We start from the raw sequence: 14,377 nt of genomic DNA, 5'->3' as shown, positions 1-14,377 counted from the left end.
GGCGCGCCGCCTCAGACGCCGGTGCGGGGCGTCAGCTCGCGGATCCGCTTGGCCGGGACCCCGCCGTAGACCCCGTGCGACTCGAGCCGCCCGGCGACGACGGCCCCCGCGGCCACGACCACGTCGTCCTCGATCACTGCCCCGGGCAGGATGGTCGCCCGGCCGCCGATCCACACGCGCTTGCCGATGGTGACGGGACGTCCGGTGGCCTCGGCGGTCCAGGCACCCGACTCGTCGATCTCGTGGTGGCTCGTGATGATCAGCACCTGCATGCCGATCGCCGTGTCGGTGCCGATGGTCACGGGAGCGATCGCCTCGATCGAGACGCCGCCGTTGATGTAGACGCCGCTCGCGATGTTCAGGTTGCGGGGGCTGCCCGACAGCGAGAAACCGAGGCCGACACCGGACTCGGCGTGCGCACCACCGGCGAGGAGGAGGGCTCGGCGGGCCACCCTCGGAACGAACGCGGATCCGAGGATGCTCGTGAAGACCGTGTGGTGGAACGCCTGGAACACGTCCTCCCCGAGACGGGAGAGGAAGGTGGAGGAGGCCTCGGACGAAACGGTCATGAGGGGCTCCTGAGGTCGGTCGGCGTGCGACGGCACGCGCACCCTTGAACGCTATTGGGTGTCGCGGGGGCCCACAAGCCGACGACCATGTCGGGCCGACCCCACTGCGAGGGCCGTGCATCCGCTATTTTCGTGACATGGCAACGATCGTCGCAGTCGAATACATCACCCTCGACGGGGTCTTCGAAGAACCCGCATGGAGCGGCCCGTACTTCGGAGAGGAGTTGGGCACGTTCCAGTGGAACAACCTCTTCGGAGCCGACGCACTGCTGCTCGGCCGCGTCACCTACGAGGGGTTCTCCGAGGCCTGGCCGCAGATGGAGGAGACGACCGGCGACTTCGGCAAGCGGATGAACTCCATGCCCAAATACGTGGCGACGTCGTCGCGCAAGCCCCTGACCTGGAACGCGACCGCCCTCAGCGACAGCGGCGAGAACGACGTGGTCGAGGCGATCAAGAAGCTCAGGGCCGAATCCGAGGGGGTGTTGCTGCTGAACGGCAGCGCCGACCTCTTCAACATGCTCTCGAGCCACGGCCTCGTCGACGAGTACCGGTTCATGATCTTCCCGGTCGTCGTCGGCCGGGGCAAGAAGCTGTGGGCGAAGGGCGTGCCGGAGCAGGCGCTCACCCTCACGAATTCCGACATGACGAAGGAGGGCGTGGCCGTCCTCACCTACGTCCCCGCCGCCCCCGCCGCCGAGTAGGAGACGCCGACCGGGCCACGCCGACCGCGGGCGACGCCGACCGAGCGACGCCCTCCGGTCAGAGTTCGGTCACCCGACCGGCCTCGACGGACCAGCGCCGATCCGTGCGGACCGTGTCGAGCATCCGCCGGTCGTGCGTCACCAGCAGCAGCGTGCCCTCGTAGCCCTCCAGAGCCTCTTCGAGCTGCTCGATGGCGGCCAGGTCGAGGTGGTTGGTCGGCTCGTCGAGCACCAGCACGTTCACGCCGCGTGCCTGGAGCAGCGCCAGCGCGGCCCGGGTGCGCTCGCCCGGAGACAGTTCGCCGACCGGGCGGTTCACGTGGTCGGCCTTGAGACCGAACTTCGCCAGCAGGGTGCGCACCTCGGCCGTCGTCAGGTCGGGGACGAGTGCCTCGAACGACGCGGCCAGCGGCTCCGTCCCGACGAACAGACCGCGAGCCTGGTCGATCTCGCCGATCGCGACCGAGGTGCCGAGCGAGGCCGTGCCCGACGTGGGCGCCAGACGCCCGAGCAGAGCGCGGAGGAGGGTCGACTTGCCCGCCCCGTTCGGCCCGGTGATGCCGATGCGGTCGCCACCGTTCACCTGGAGCGAGACCGGACCGAGCGTGAACGAGCCCTGCTCGAACGAGGCGTCGGACAAGGTTGCGACGACCGCCGACGACCGCGGTGCGGCTCCGATCGAGAACTCGAGCTGCCACTCCTTGCGCGGTTCGTCGACCTCGTCGAGCCGGGCGATGCGGCTCTCCATCTGCCTGACCTTCTGCGCCTGCTTCTCGCTCGACTCGGTCGCGGCCCGGCGCCGGATCTTGTCGTTGTCGGGCGACTTCTTCATCGCGTTGCGAACGCCCTGGCTCGACCACTCGCGCTGCACCCGGGCTCGCCCCACGAGATCGGCCTTCTTCGACTCGAACTCGTCGTAGGCGTCGCGAGCGTGCTGGCGGGCGATCGAGCGCTCTTCGAGGTACGAGTCGTAGCCGCCGCCGAAGACACGATTGGACGCCTGTGCCAGGTCGAGTTCGAGGACCCGCGTCACACAGCGGGCGAGGAACTCGCGATCGTGGCTGACGAGCACCACGCCGCCCCGCAGGCCGAGCACGAACGCCTCCAGGCGGGCCAGCCCGTCGAGGTCGAGGTCGTTGGTCGGCTCGTCGAGGAGCACGATGTCGAAGCGCGACAGCAGAAGGGCCGCGAGCCCGACACGGGCCGCCTGCCCGCCCGAGAGCGAGGTCATGAGGGATGCGCCGTCGACCGCTGCGTCGACCCCGGTGGCGAGGCCGAGGTCGTGGAGCACCACGGGCATCCTCTCGTCGAGGTCCGCGGCGCCGGACGCCAGCCAGCGGTCGAGCGCCGTGGCGTAGGCGTCGGCGGCTTCGTCGGTTCCCTCCACGAGGGCTTCGGCGGCGTGGTCCATGACGAACGTGGCGGTGGCGCAGCCGGTGCGGCGGGCGATGTAGTCGGCGACCGTCTCGCCGACGACCCGCTCGTGCTCCTGCGGCAGCCAGCCGATGAAGGCGTCGGCCGGGGCGAGCGACACGGTGCCGGCGAGCGGAGCGTCGATCCCCGCGAGCAGGCGGAGCAGCGTCGACTTGCCGGCGCCGTTCACGCCGACGACCCCGACCACGTCGCCGGGAGCGACGGTGAGGTCGAGGTCGTCGAAGAGGGTGCGATGCGCGTAGCCCCCGGAGAGGCCCTTGGCCACCAGCGTTGCGGTCATGCCCCCATGGTCTCAGACCGGAGGGCCCGGAGCCGCTGCGGCAGGGGCGACGCTCAGTGCGAACCGTTCAGCATCGCCACGATCTCGGCGTGCTTGCCGTTCACCTCGGCGAAGCGGAGCATCTTCACCTGCTCGACGAGGATCTCCTCGGCTTCCGGCTGCGAGCCCAGCAGCTCCATCGTCTCGGAGAGGTAGTCGTCGAGCGGCATCCCCCGACCCGACTCGTCCTGCCCCATCAGCGCGGTCTGCACGGCCGGCGGCACGAGCTCGATGACCTGCACGGACGTGTCTGCGAGCTGGACGCGCAGGCTCTGCGTGAACGAGTGCACGGCCGCCTTCGTCGCGTTGTAGGTGGGGGTGAGGGGCAGCGGCACGAAGGCCAGACCCGACGACACGGTGAGGATGCTCGCGTCCGGCTGGGCGAGGAGGAACGGTGTGAAGAGGGCGGTCACGCGGATCGTGCCCAGGAGGTTCGTGGTGACGATGTCCTCCGAGGTCGACACGTGCGCCGGGTCCTTCAGATCCTCCGGCAGCATGATGCCGGCGACGTTCACGAGCGCGTTCAGGTCGGGGTGGCGCGAGGTCACGGTCTCGAAGGCGGCCTGGATCGACTCGGGGCTCGCCACGTCGAGAACGACGGTGTCGATGGCGGGATGCTCGGCCCGGATCTTCTCGAGGAGCTCCGTGCGTCGACCGCCGATGATCACGGTGTTGCCCGCCTCCTGGAAGCGGAGGGCGAGCCCCAGGCCGATGCCCGAGGTGCCGCCGGTGATGAATAGGGTGTTTCCGTTCGTCTTCATGCCTTCACTCTGCCCTCGCGTTCCCGGGCTCGACAGGGCGGGCTCATCCGGGGAGTCGCGCTCCCCTGATGACTCGCCGGGGTACGGATCGGGGGACAAGCCAGGTCCCCCAGACTGGGGGTCCTGCTTTGCAGTCCTCCCTATGGATTCCCGGAGAAGAGCGAAATAGGCTGTTCGGGTCGAGCTGTTACCCGAATCGCTCGACTTTCATCCCTACCCGAAGGGGATCTCCACAATGACGCTCAGTCCTGCCCGAAACACGACTGCACACATCGTCTCCACCCGAATCGCTGGCCTCGAACCGTTCGTCTTCCCGGACGAACCGGAACGGATGTCCCTCCTCCGACGCTGGCGTTCCGTCGTCGCTTCCGTGCCCGACGGCATTGCCGCCGTCTCCGGCTCGACGTCGTACAGCTACGCCGAAGCCGATCGGATCAGCGATCTGATGGCTCTCGAGCTGGTCGCGGCCCTCGGAGAGTCCGAGGAACCGATCGGCGCCCTTCTCGGCCAGGACACCGCGGCCGTCCTGGCCTTCCTCACCGTGCTGAAGAGCGGTCGGATGATCGTCGTGCTCGACGCGCACACCCCGGCCGAGCGGCTCGAGCAGATCGTCGACCTCGCCGGTGTGAGCACCTGCCTGGTCGACGGCGCAGTCGCCGAGGTGATGGCGACGATCGGCGGTGTCTTCACCACGACGTTCTCGCTCGACCATCTCATCGCCGATGCCGCGGCCTCCACCGTCTCGGCTGAGGCGCTCGCCGATCGGGTCGCCCTCGAACTGTTCCTGGGCGCCTCCCGGACGGGCGCGGACGGGGTCCAGATCGTCTTCACCTCCGGCTCGACGGGCGTGCCGAAGGGGGTCGTCCAAACCCACGCGACTTTCCTCGCGTCCTCCGCCGCGGTCCTCGACTGGCCGGCGCCCGTCATGGGCCCGGGCGACAAGACGGGCCTCGTCCTCCCTCTCTCGTTCGTCGCCGGCAGCCTGATCCTCTTCAACACCCTGCTGATGGGAGCGACGGCGGTCCTGGCCGACCCGCGCGACATCGGCGCGGACGGGCTGCTCCAGCTCGTCCGGGAGCACCGCATCGACCTCCTCGACGCGACTCCGCACCTCGTCCGCGGCATGACCGCCGCCCTCGACGAGGGCGAGGTCCTCGATTCGATCCGCCTCCTCGTCACCATGGGAGAGGGTGTCCACAGCAACGACGTGGAGGGGATCCGCAAGCACCTTGTGCCTTCCGCGGTCTTCGGCAACGCGTTCGGTTCGTCGGAGATGAACAGCGTCGCCTTCTTCCACGTGAGCCTCGACGGCCACATCCCCCGCGGCATGATTCCGGCGGGCCGCCCCGTGCTGGGCAAGGAAGTCGTCGTCCTTCGCGAGGACGGCACCGAGGCCGCCGTCGGCGAGACCGGCGACATCCTGGTGTACTCCGACTACCTGGCGCCGGGCTACTGGCGCAACGACGAGCTCACCGCCGAGAAATTCGGAGTCGACGCCGGCGGTCGGCGTTTCGCGCGACTCGGCGACCTCGGCCACTTCGGCGAGGACGGCCACCTGCGGATCGGCGGACGTTCCGACTCCGGCGTCAAAGTGCGCGGCTACCTCGTGGAGCCGAGCGAGATCGAGAGCGCGCTGCTCTCGCTCGACGAGATCGGCGAGGCCGTCGTCATCCCGATCGTGACCGACAACGCTCCGACCCGCCTCGTCGCGTACGTCTCCCCCAAGTCGACCCTCCGTCCGCCCTCGGGAGCCGCGATCCGGCGGAGCCTCCGCTCGCGCCTCCCCGAGTACATGGTGCCGGGCGACATCGTCCAGCTGAACGCCCTTCCGCGTACCGAGCGCGGCAAGGTCGACCGGACCTCGCTGCCGCCGGTCCCGCCGCGCCAGACCAACGTGATGGAGATGGACCAGCGCGAGCTCGCCCTGTCGACGATCTGGCAGCAGGTCCTCGAGCTGCCCGAGCTCCACCTCGACGACGACTTCATGGCCCTCGGCGGCGACTCCCTCTCGGCCGAGGAGATGCTCGTGCTGGTGAAGGACGTGTTCGGCGTCGAGATCCCGTCGATGGACGTCTTGAAGTTCCCGACCCTGCGCGAGTTCGCCCAGCGGATCGGCTCCGACGAGTCGACGCTGCCGAGTCACCCCGACGTCATGACGCTGAACGCCGAGGGCTCGGCGACCCCGCTGTTCTGCTTCCCCGGCGCGGGATCCCTCGCGCTGACCTACTTCCCGCTGTCGAAGCAGTTCCCCGACACGCCCCTCTACGCGTTCCAGCAGCACGGCATCGAGAAGCGGGCACTGCCCGACCGGAGCCTCGAGGCCATGGCCCAGCGCTACGTCCAGCTCATGCGGATCGTCCGCCCGCACGGCCCGTACCGCCTCGTGGGCCACTCCTTCGGCGGCCTGGTCGCCATGGAGGTCGCCCGCATGCTGACCGAGGCCGGCGAGGTCGTTGAGCAGGTCGTCATCCTCGACACCTACGGGCCGCGGAGCATCACCGAGTTCGACGAGGCGAACCGTCCGAGCACCGAGCCGGTCCCCGCCCTCGCCGACGGCAGCCCGATCGCGACGGCGAAGAACGTCGTCGGTCGGGTCAAGAGCCGCTATGTGCCCGACGGCATCCCCCGGGGCGAGAACATCGGGCGGCAGTTCCGCGCCTACCTGGCCGGGATCCTGCGACACGAGGGCCAGCGTCAGTACGACTCGTTCTTCGACCACGCCGTCCTGCTCGGTCGCCGCTACCAGGTCAAGCCGTACTTCGGCGACGTCGTCCTGGTGCTGGCCGAAGAGAACCCGGACGGCTTCGAAGGCTGGAAGGCCGCACTCAAGGGCCGGGTCACCGTCGTCGGCATGAAGGCCGAGCACACCTCGATCCTCCGCGAGCCGCACGTCGCCCAACTCGCCGAGCATCTCCGGGACGCGTTCGACGCGATTCCGGCCGGATGACGTCGGGGCTCGCGAGCCCGCATCGAGGGGGACAAAACGGGGTACACGAGTGTCCCCGTTCTGGGGGGCGACCACCCCTGGCCACGCCCTGAGGGCGTCCGTAAACTGAATGAGCCGAGCAACAACCCACAGGTCTCGGCGCCGCCCTACCCGAGGGGTTTCTCCTGATGTTCGTCCAGTCGCTTGGCGTCGACCACCGTGCCGTCGGCTCTGCTCTCGCAGCCGAGCTCGTGTCTCGCGTCGATTCGACGACCGTGCCGCGCATCGGCTCGGACCTCGTCTCGGTGGCGGACGTCGAGGGGTCGATCTCCGCATTCGGAGACCAGTACCTCGACCGGGTGTTCACCGCCCTCGAACTGGTCCAGAGCGAGCGCACGCCCGAGCGTCTCGCCGCTCGATTCGCCGGCAAGGAGGCCGTCGTCAAGATCCTCCGCACCTCCCGCAGCACCGCGATCCCCTATCGCGACATCGAGATCGCCCTCGGGCCGTCGGGCGCCCCGCACGTCCGACTCCACGGTCACGCCGCCTCCCACGCGCGCACCCAGGGCATCGGCCACATCGCCGTCTCCCTCTCGCACGACCACGGCCTCGCCTTCGCAACAGCCATCACCCTGCTCCCCCGAAAGGAAGCCAGTTCCATGAAAGACACCATCCGCTCCGTCCTCGACCTCCACGGCCACCTCACGACCCCGGCCACCGAGATCGGCGACGCGGACGACCTCTACAAGAGGGGCCTCACCTCCCACGCGACGGTGAACGTCATGCTGGCCCTCGAGGAGGAGCTCGACCTCGAGTTCCCCGACGAGCTGCTGACCCGCGACACCTTCGCCTCGATCGACGCCCTCGACGCCGCCGCGCGCTCTCTCGAGAACGCCTGATGGCCGAGTCGACGCTCGCCGACCGCGATCTGGCCTCCGAAGAACGGACCCCGGACACCTTCTCGAAGCCCGGCACCGCTTCGTTCGCCGACCGCGCACGGGAGGTCGCCGTCGTGGCCGCCCGTCACGCCGACGACGTCGACCGGCTCTCCCGCTTCCCCCAGGAGTCGCTCGAAGCCCTCCGGGCGACGGGCCTCCTGGCGGCGGCCGTCCCGGCAGACCTCGGCGGCGAAGACGCCACCATGGCCGACCTGGTCGAGATCTCGCGCCTCCTCGGCGAGGCCTGCTCCGCCACGGGCATGGTCTTCGCCATGCACCAGATCCAGGTGCTCATGATGACGCGCCACGGGGCCGACTCGGCGACGTCCCGCGCGACCCTGGCCCGAGTGGCATCCCACGGCTCGCTTCTCGCCTCGGCGACCACCGAGCTGGGGATCGGCGGAAACACGCGCACCAGCGGCTGTTCCGTCGAGCCCCTCGCCGACGACTGGGTGTCGCTCTCGAAGGCCACCCCGGTCATCTCCTACGGCGCGCAGGCCGACGTGGTGCTCGCCACCGCCCGCCGCACCGCCGACAGCGCGGCATCCGACCAGGTCGTCGTCATCTGCCCGAGCCCGCAGACGAGCCTCACGCAGACCAGCGACTGGAACACTCTCGGCTTCCGCGGCACCTGCAGCGCCGGCTTCGAGCTGCGCGCCGAGGTGCCCGCCGACCACGTGATGGACGTCGACTTCGCGACCATCTCGAGCCAGACCATGCTGCCCGTCTCGCACGTGCTGTGGGCCGCCGTGTGGTTCGGCATCGCGACCGCCGCCGCCGACCGGGCTCGCGCCGTCGTGCTCGCCGCCGCTCGCAAGACGATCGGCACCCTGCCCCCGTCGGCCACCCGGCTTGCGGAGCTCCTGACCGAGCTCTCCGCGTTCGAGGCACTGGTCGACGACGCGACCAGGACCTTCGAGGACCACGTCGAGGACCCCGAGGTCCTCACCAGCGTGGCACTGACGATGCGGTTCAACTCCCTCAAGATCACCGCCTCCGAGTCGGTCATCGCCATCACGTCGAAAGCGATGCTCATCGCCGGGATCGCCGGCTACCGACTCGACTCCGAGGTCAGCGTCGGCCGCCTGCTGCGCGACTCCTACGGGACCGCCGTCATGGTGAACAACGACCGCATCCTCGGCAACAACGCCCAGATCTCCCTCCTCCAGCGCAAGAAGGCCCACCGATGACCGACACCCTCACGCAGACCTCCGCCCTCGACTCCGCCCGCGACGCGTTCCGCGCCGAGATCCTCGACACCAAGTGGCTCGTCGCCGCCGGCGAACCGGGCCTGTACGCTCGCTCCGGCCGCTTCGAGGACGCCGTGGAGGGCGTCGCCCGCTTCGTGCAGACCCGCTTCGCCGACCTCGACGCCGCGCGCCTCCGCTTCGCACCCGTCTTCCCGCGTGCCGAGTTCGAGCAGACCGACTACATCGTCTCGTTCCCGCACCTGACCGGGGCCATCAACGGCTTCCAGGGCACCGAGGCCGAGCACAAGCAGCTCGTCAACGCGCGCGCCAACGGCGAGCAGTGGGACTCCTGGCTGAGCCCCGCCGAGACCATGCTCGTGCCGGCCGTCTGCCACCCGCTCTACGAGCGCCTCCGCGGCACCCTCCCCGAGGGCGGCCAGGTCTTCGACCTCGAGGGCTTCTGCTTCCGCCACGAGCCCTCGCGCGACCCCATGCGCCTGCAGGCGTTCCGCCAGCACGAGCTGGTCTTCGTGGGAGCCGACGAGGATGCCCGGACCTTCCGCAACGACATGGCCGCCCGCCAGCTCGAGGGGCTGCTCGAACTCGGCCTCGACGCGAAGACGGTCGCCGCCAACGACCCGTTCTTCGGTCGCACCGGCCGCTTCCTCGCCCGCAACCAGCTCGCCGACGAGGCCAAGCTCGAGATCGTCGTGCCCATCTACGGCGACCTCGACGAAGGCACTGCGATCGCCTCGGCGAACCGCCACGGCGACCACTTCGGCGCGACCTTCGGCATCGAGACGGCCGAGGGCGACGCCGCTCACAGCGCCTGCCTCGGCTGGGGCCTCGAGCGCGTGGTCCTCGCCCTCGTCCGCACCCACGGGACCGACCTGAAGACCTGGCCCACGGAAGTCCTCGATCTTCTGGCGCTGGACCGATGACGGCGCTGCATCCGACCCCCGCCGGCCGTACGCCCCGCCCGGACCGCTCCGCCGCCCCGAAAGCGGCGGACCGGCGCCCGACCCTGCCGTCCCGCCCGGGCACGCAGACCGTCGTCGACACCTGGCTCGACGGCGGCAGCGTCCTCGCGACCCTGCACCTGCCGGGAGGCGGCGCCGACACCGGTGTCGTGATCTGCCCTCCGCTCGGCTACGAGTACGCCGTGGCGTATCGGACCCTCCGCCACCTGGCCGACCGCATCGCCCTCTCCGGCGTGGCCGCCGTCCGCTACGACCACCCCGGCTTCGGCGACTCCACCGTGCCCCTGGCCGACGACTCCCTCGAGCGCGGTGCGGCCATCGCGGCCGACGCCCTGCGCACAGCCGGCGTCGAGCGCATCGTCTACCTCGGCCTGGGCAGCGGCGCCCTGGTCGCCTCCGCGGCCGCCGCCTCCGACGTGTGCGCCTCCGGTCTCGTCCTCTGGGACGCCAGCCCCTCGGGCCGCCAATGGCTGCGTCGCCAGAAGTCCCTCTACACGATCGAGATGGGCGAGACGGCCGAGCCGACTCCCGACGGCGTCGTCGAGATCGCCGGAGCCGAGTTCCCCACGTCGTTCGCCGACCACGTGTCGTCGCTCGACTACGCGCCCGAGACGGCGAGCCGGATGCCCGTGCTCGTCGCTCTGCGCGAGGGCCCGACGGGCACCGTCCCCAAGTCCCTCCGGTCGGCGACCGACCTCATCGACACGGTCGACGTCCCCGGCCACGAGGACAGCCTCGACCTCTCCAGCATCCTCGCCACGATCCCCGCGACGAGCGTCCGTGTCGTCGTCGACTGGCTCGCCGAGCACTTCGCCGGATCGACGTCACCGCTGACGGCGCCGGTGGCGGTCGACGAGGCCCTCTTCCGGGCGGCCGACGCCGACCTCTCCGAGAAGATCGTGCGCGTGGGGCCGAACCGGCTCTTCGCGATCGAGACCCGTCCTCGGGGAGCCGACTCGAGCATCCCCGCCGTCGTGCTCCACAACGGCTCGGCCGAACACCGCACCGGTGCGACGCGGCACCAGGTCGTTCTCGCGCGCGAATTGGCGGCCCGGGGGATGCGCGTGCTCCGAGTCGACCGCCGCGGCACGGGCGAGACCGGCACAGTCACCCCCGGCGAACCGAGCCTGCTCTTCACCCAGGCCTGGGTGGAGGACGGCGACGCGTCGCTCGACTACCTCGACCTGCCGCGCGAGAAGGTCGGCGTCGTCGGCATGTGCGTCGGCGGCTGGCTGGGTCTCGTCGCCTCTCCGGAGAAGACGAAGTTCATCGCCTCGCTCGCGATGAACGACCACCGCGTCCGCCCCTCCGAACCGCGCGAGCTGGCCGCGGGAGTCCTCGCCGACGCCCCGCCGGTGGGGCCGCGCTGGGTCGACCGCGCCGTGGCCTACGCCAAGGAGCACCTGCCCTACCGTGCCCTGAACGCGCTCGCCGCCCGCGGCTACGTGCAGTTCGCCGAGCCGAACCTGCGCCGCGCGCTGGCCTCCGGCACCGACGTCCTGCTCTTCAACGGGGCGAAGGATGCACGGGTCTTCGCCGCTCACGGAGGCGCCACCGCCGTCAAGCGGCTGGCCGACACCCCTGGCCACCTCGAGGTCGTCGAACGGGCGACCGGTGACCACGCGCTCTACAGCCCCGGCATCCGTGCCGAGGCCATCGAGCGCTCGATCGACTTGGCCGTCCGGTCCTTCGGGCTGGACGACCGACGGTAGCGCTGCGAACCCAGCGCTGCTGAACCCCCGTCGCGGGCGGGCCCCATGCTCGAGAAGGGGGTCCACCGGTGGCGGGGGTTGGTCTTTGCCCCCACGCTGCCCCCTTCGTTTCGGCACGCCCCCGTCCGCGATCACGAGGGCCTGAGCCGAAACGACGGGCCCAGCCTGCCGAAACCACGGGCCTGAGCCGAAACGACGGGTCCAGCCTGCCGAAAGCGGGGGACGGACCGAAATCCGGCGGGCAGCACCGAAGACACCGAGCTCGAACGCTCAGCGGCGGACGTGCAGCGGAATCCCCGACGCGGCGTCGGCGGCGTCCTGCTCGGGGTGCCTGCCGACGCCCAGGACCGGCTCGACGACGCTCTCGATGACGCGCGCGACGAACGCCTCGTCGAGCGGAAGTTCGCGCTGGGCGGCGTGCTCGACGGCCAACGCGTGCACGGCTCGGGTGACGAACGCGGCGTCGTACCGCAGCGGCTCGGCCTCGCCGCGCTGCACGGCCCGCTTGACGACCACCGTCAGGGCCCGAGTCCGTTCGGCGTGCGTGGCGGCGTCGAAGGCCCGCCAGATGTCGGGGTCGCGGGAGATGGCCGCGATGACGTGTCGGAACTCCGACGGCGGGTACCCGATGGGGCTCACCCAGGTGCGGATCAGCGCCTCGAGATCGGTGCGGAGAGCGCCGGTATTGGGGATGCTCGTGTCGACGTCGAAGGCGGCCACGGCATCGCGCACCAACGAGCGCTTGTCGTCCCAGCGCCGATAGAGCGTCGCCTTGCTCGCCCCGGCCCGTTCGGCCACGCGGTTCATGGTGAGTGCGTCGATCCCGATCTCGGCGATGAGCTGCTGGGTGACGCGGAGGAGCTTGCCCTCGATGAACGGATCACGGGGGCGCCCGACACGGTTGGCTGTGGGCACGGGGTCTTCTTCCTGCACAAGGGACCGATTACGAAACTCGGACGTACCCTTATTCTACCAGCGTGCATCCCCCTGTCCGACACCTGTCGTGCATTTACCCGGCATGCCCGACAGTTCGACAGCATCCGGCAACCCGGGAACGACGAAGCCCCGCCGGCTCGTGTGTTGAAATCACGCTCCGGAGGGGCTCGTCCACCGTACGCCTCCGCTCAGGCGATGCCGGGCTTGACCGCCAGGTCGCCGAACTCGTCCTCGACGGCGTCGCTGGCCACGATCTCCTCGATGTTCTCCGTCTTCTGCACCGTCGAGACGGCGAAGTAGTAGATGACGAAGCTCCAGGCGATGACCACCAGGGCGTCGATCTCGTTCGGCAGGACGTGCAGCGGGTGCGACCAGAAGCCGGCGCCCTTGACGTCGGAACCGAAGTTGCCGAGCTTGCCGATGACGATGAGCCCGAGGAACCAGGGCCAGATCCACAGCGCCGACTTCCACCGCGCCTTCGCCACGTCGATGTTCGCCGCGTTCACGAGGGCGGCGATGACGAAGATGACCTGGCCGAGGAGGAGGCCCACCGCCAGCTTCCAGGTGGCGGCCCAGGTGCCCCAGTAGATGATGAGGTTCGCGAAGGCGAAGCCGACGGGCAGGAGCACCTTCGGGTAGGGCAGGCGGTACGGGTGCTCCCGGCGCAGATCGCCCTTCATCAGGGCTCCGAGGGAGACTGGCGCGAACGCGTACATGATCGCCGTGGCACCGGTGATGAGCGAGACGAGCTGCTGCCAGCTCGGAGCCGGCGCGAGGGCGACCATGCCGAAGAGCGTCGCCACGAGGACGGACCAGATCGGGACGCCGCGGATCGACAGGCGGGAGAGGGCCTTGGGCAGCCCGAGCGCGTACGAGATGCGCGCGGTGGTGCCGACGTAGATGAGTCCGGTTCCGCCGGGCGAGATGACCGCGTCGATGATGAGGATGACGGCGAGCCAGCCCACGCCCGCCGTGATCGCGATCGTGTAGTACGGGCCGTAGTCGCCGGAGCCGATGGGGCTCGTCCAGTCGCCGATCTTGGTGGGGTTCAGGCCTCCCACGAAGGCGACCTCGAGCAGGATGTAGAGCAGGGCGCCGACGATCATGGCGGTGATGATGGCGCGGGAGACGTCCTTCTTCGGGTTCTTCGCCTCGCCGGCCATCTGCGTGGCCTGTTCGAAGCCCTGCAGGGCGAAGACGACGCCTACGGGCAGTGCCGCAAAGATCCCCTTGAAGCCGAAGGGCGCGAAACCGCCGTGGGTGAAGTTCTCGGGGTGGAAGGTCAGGATCAGCAGGACGATGACGGTCAGGAGCGGCACGGCGATCTTCCAGATGACGATGCCGGTGTTGCTGTCGGACATGAGCTTCGCCCCGCCGAGGTTGATGAACATGAACAGGAGCATCGCGAGGATGCCGATGATGATGCCCCGGTAGGTCAGCGTGCCGTCGACGTTGACGAGCGCGAAGTTCTGCTTGATGCTGCCGACGGAGTTGACGTAGCCGAGGCTCGCCTCCACCTCGAGGGGCGCGATGGCGACGGCCTGGAGATAGGTCACCCACCCGGCCGTGAAGCCGGCGAAACCGCCGAACGCATAGTGCGGATAGCGCGCGGTGCCGCCGGAGACGGGGTACGCGGCGCCGAGGTCGGCGTGGATCAGCGCGAGCACGATGAGCATGATCGCCGCGAGCACCCACGAGACGAGCGAGCCGCCGCCGCCCGCCGTCTCGGCCGCCGACAGGGCTCCGAGCAGCCAGCCCGACCCGATGATCGATCCGAGGGAGACGAACGTCAGGCCGAAGAAGCCGACGTTGCGTTTGAGCCGGGGCGAGTCCGCCGCGGCTCCTGCTGTTCCTGACGATTGCACGGACTGGGTCATGGGCGTTCCCCTCGGTCGAAACCTGCACTCC

At 69.9% G+C, this 14,377-nt stretch carries 11 protein-coding genes; 6 read left to right on the top strand and 5 right to left on the bottom strand.

The window, feature by feature from the left end:
• Nucleotides 1-11: 11 nt before the first annotated feature.
• Complete coding sequence (locus tag ABEA39_RS13105; protein ID WP_345376350.1) at nucleotides 12-569, bottom strand: acyltransferase; 558 nt, start codon at nucleotides 567-569, stop codon at nucleotides 12-14.
• A gap of 137 nt (nucleotides 570-706) precedes the next feature.
• Between ABEA39_RS13105 and ABEA39_RS13100 the strand changes: the two genes are divergently transcribed.
• Entirely contained in the window at nucleotides 707-1,273 is a 567-nt protein-coding gene (locus ABEA39_RS13100; RefSeq protein ID WP_345376349.1) for a dihydrofolate reductase family protein, read from the top strand.
• A 58-nt stretch (nucleotides 1,274-1,331) separates the two neighbouring features.
• On the opposite strand, the gene ABEA39_RS13095 is transcribed toward ABEA39_RS13100, so the two are convergent.
• Both ABEA39_RS13095 and ABEA39_RS13090 read right to left on the bottom strand, forming a co-directional pair.
• A complete protein-coding gene (locus tag ABEA39_RS13095) occupies nucleotides 1,332-2,987 on the bottom strand; it encodes an ABC-F family ATP-binding cassette domain-containing protein (protein WP_345376348.1) in 1,656 nt (551 codons plus the stop codon).
• 53 nt (nucleotides 2,988-3,040) lie between these two features.
• Nucleotides 3,041-3,787 carry an SDR family oxidoreductase gene (locus ABEA39_RS13090; protein ID WP_345376347.1) on the bottom strand — a complete coding sequence of 249 codons (747 nt, stop codon included), beginning with the start codon at nucleotides 3,785-3,787 and terminating at the stop codon, nucleotides 3,041-3,043.
• A 331-nt stretch (nucleotides 3,788-4,118) separates the two neighbouring features.
• On the opposite strand from ABEA39_RS13090, the gene ABEA39_RS13085 reads away from it, so the two are divergent.
• The 5 genes from ABEA39_RS13085 to ABEA39_RS13065 all read left to right on the top strand — a co-directional run bounded on the left by ABEA39_RS13085 (nucleotide 4,119) and on the right by ABEA39_RS13065 (nucleotide 11,533).
• Nucleotides 4,119-6,734, top strand: a complete 2,616-nt coding sequence (locus tag ABEA39_RS13085) for a non-ribosomal peptide synthetase (RefSeq protein WP_345376346.1) — start codon at nucleotides 4,119-4,121, stop codon at nucleotides 6,732-6,734.
• Nucleotides 6,735-6,901: 167 nt separating this feature from the next.
• A complete protein-coding gene (locus ABEA39_RS13080) occupies nucleotides 6,902-7,612 on the top strand; it encodes an acyl carrier protein (RefSeq protein WP_345376345.1) in 711 nt (236 codons plus the stop codon).
• Nucleotides 7,612-8,841: an acyl-CoA dehydrogenase family protein gene (locus tag ABEA39_RS13075; RefSeq protein ID WP_345376344.1), complete on the top strand. Its 1,230-nt coding sequence runs from the start codon at nucleotides 7,612-7,614 to the stop codon at nucleotides 8,839-8,841. The genes ABEA39_RS13080 and ABEA39_RS13075 overlap by 1 nt, the downstream gene beginning before the upstream one ends.
• Nucleotides 8,838-9,782 carry an amino acid--[acyl-carrier-protein] ligase gene (locus ABEA39_RS13070; RefSeq protein ID WP_345376343.1) on the top strand — a complete coding sequence of 315 codons (945 nt, stop codon included), beginning with the start codon at nucleotides 8,838-8,840 and terminating at the stop codon, nucleotides 9,780-9,782. The genes ABEA39_RS13075 and ABEA39_RS13070 overlap by 4 nt, the downstream gene beginning before the upstream one ends.
• Nucleotides 9,779-11,533: a hypothetical protein gene (locus ABEA39_RS13065; protein ID WP_345376342.1), complete on the top strand. Its 1,755-nt coding sequence runs from the start codon at nucleotides 9,779-9,781 to the stop codon at nucleotides 11,531-11,533. Before ABEA39_RS13070 ends, ABEA39_RS13065 begins: the two co-directional genes overlap by 4 nt.
• Nucleotides 11,534-11,803: 270 nt before the next feature.
• On the opposite strand, the gene ABEA39_RS13060 is transcribed toward ABEA39_RS13065, so the two are convergent.
• Nucleotides 11,804-12,448, bottom strand: a complete 645-nt coding sequence (locus ABEA39_RS13060) for a TetR/AcrR family transcriptional regulator (protein ID WP_345376341.1) — start codon at nucleotides 12,446-12,448, stop codon at nucleotides 11,804-11,806.
• A gap of 209 nt (nucleotides 12,449-12,657) precedes the next feature.
• On the bottom strand, nucleotides 12,658-14,346 hold the full coding sequence (locus tag ABEA39_RS13055) for an APC family permease (protein ID WP_345376340.1): 1,689 nt from the start codon (nucleotides 14,344-14,346) through the stop codon (nucleotides 12,658-12,660).
• Nucleotides 14,347-14,377 lie beyond the last annotated feature (31 nt).

Origin of the sequence: Frondihabitans cladoniiphilus, from assembly GCF_039544345.1 — a bacterium.
In the GTDB taxonomy this organism is placed as follows: Bacteria; Actinomycetota; Actinomycetes; order Actinomycetales; family Microbacteriaceae; genus Frondihabitans; species Frondihabitans cladoniiphilus.
The sequence above is the reverse complement of the archived record's forward strand: the minus strand, read 5'-3'. Positions and strand labels throughout refer to the sequence as shown.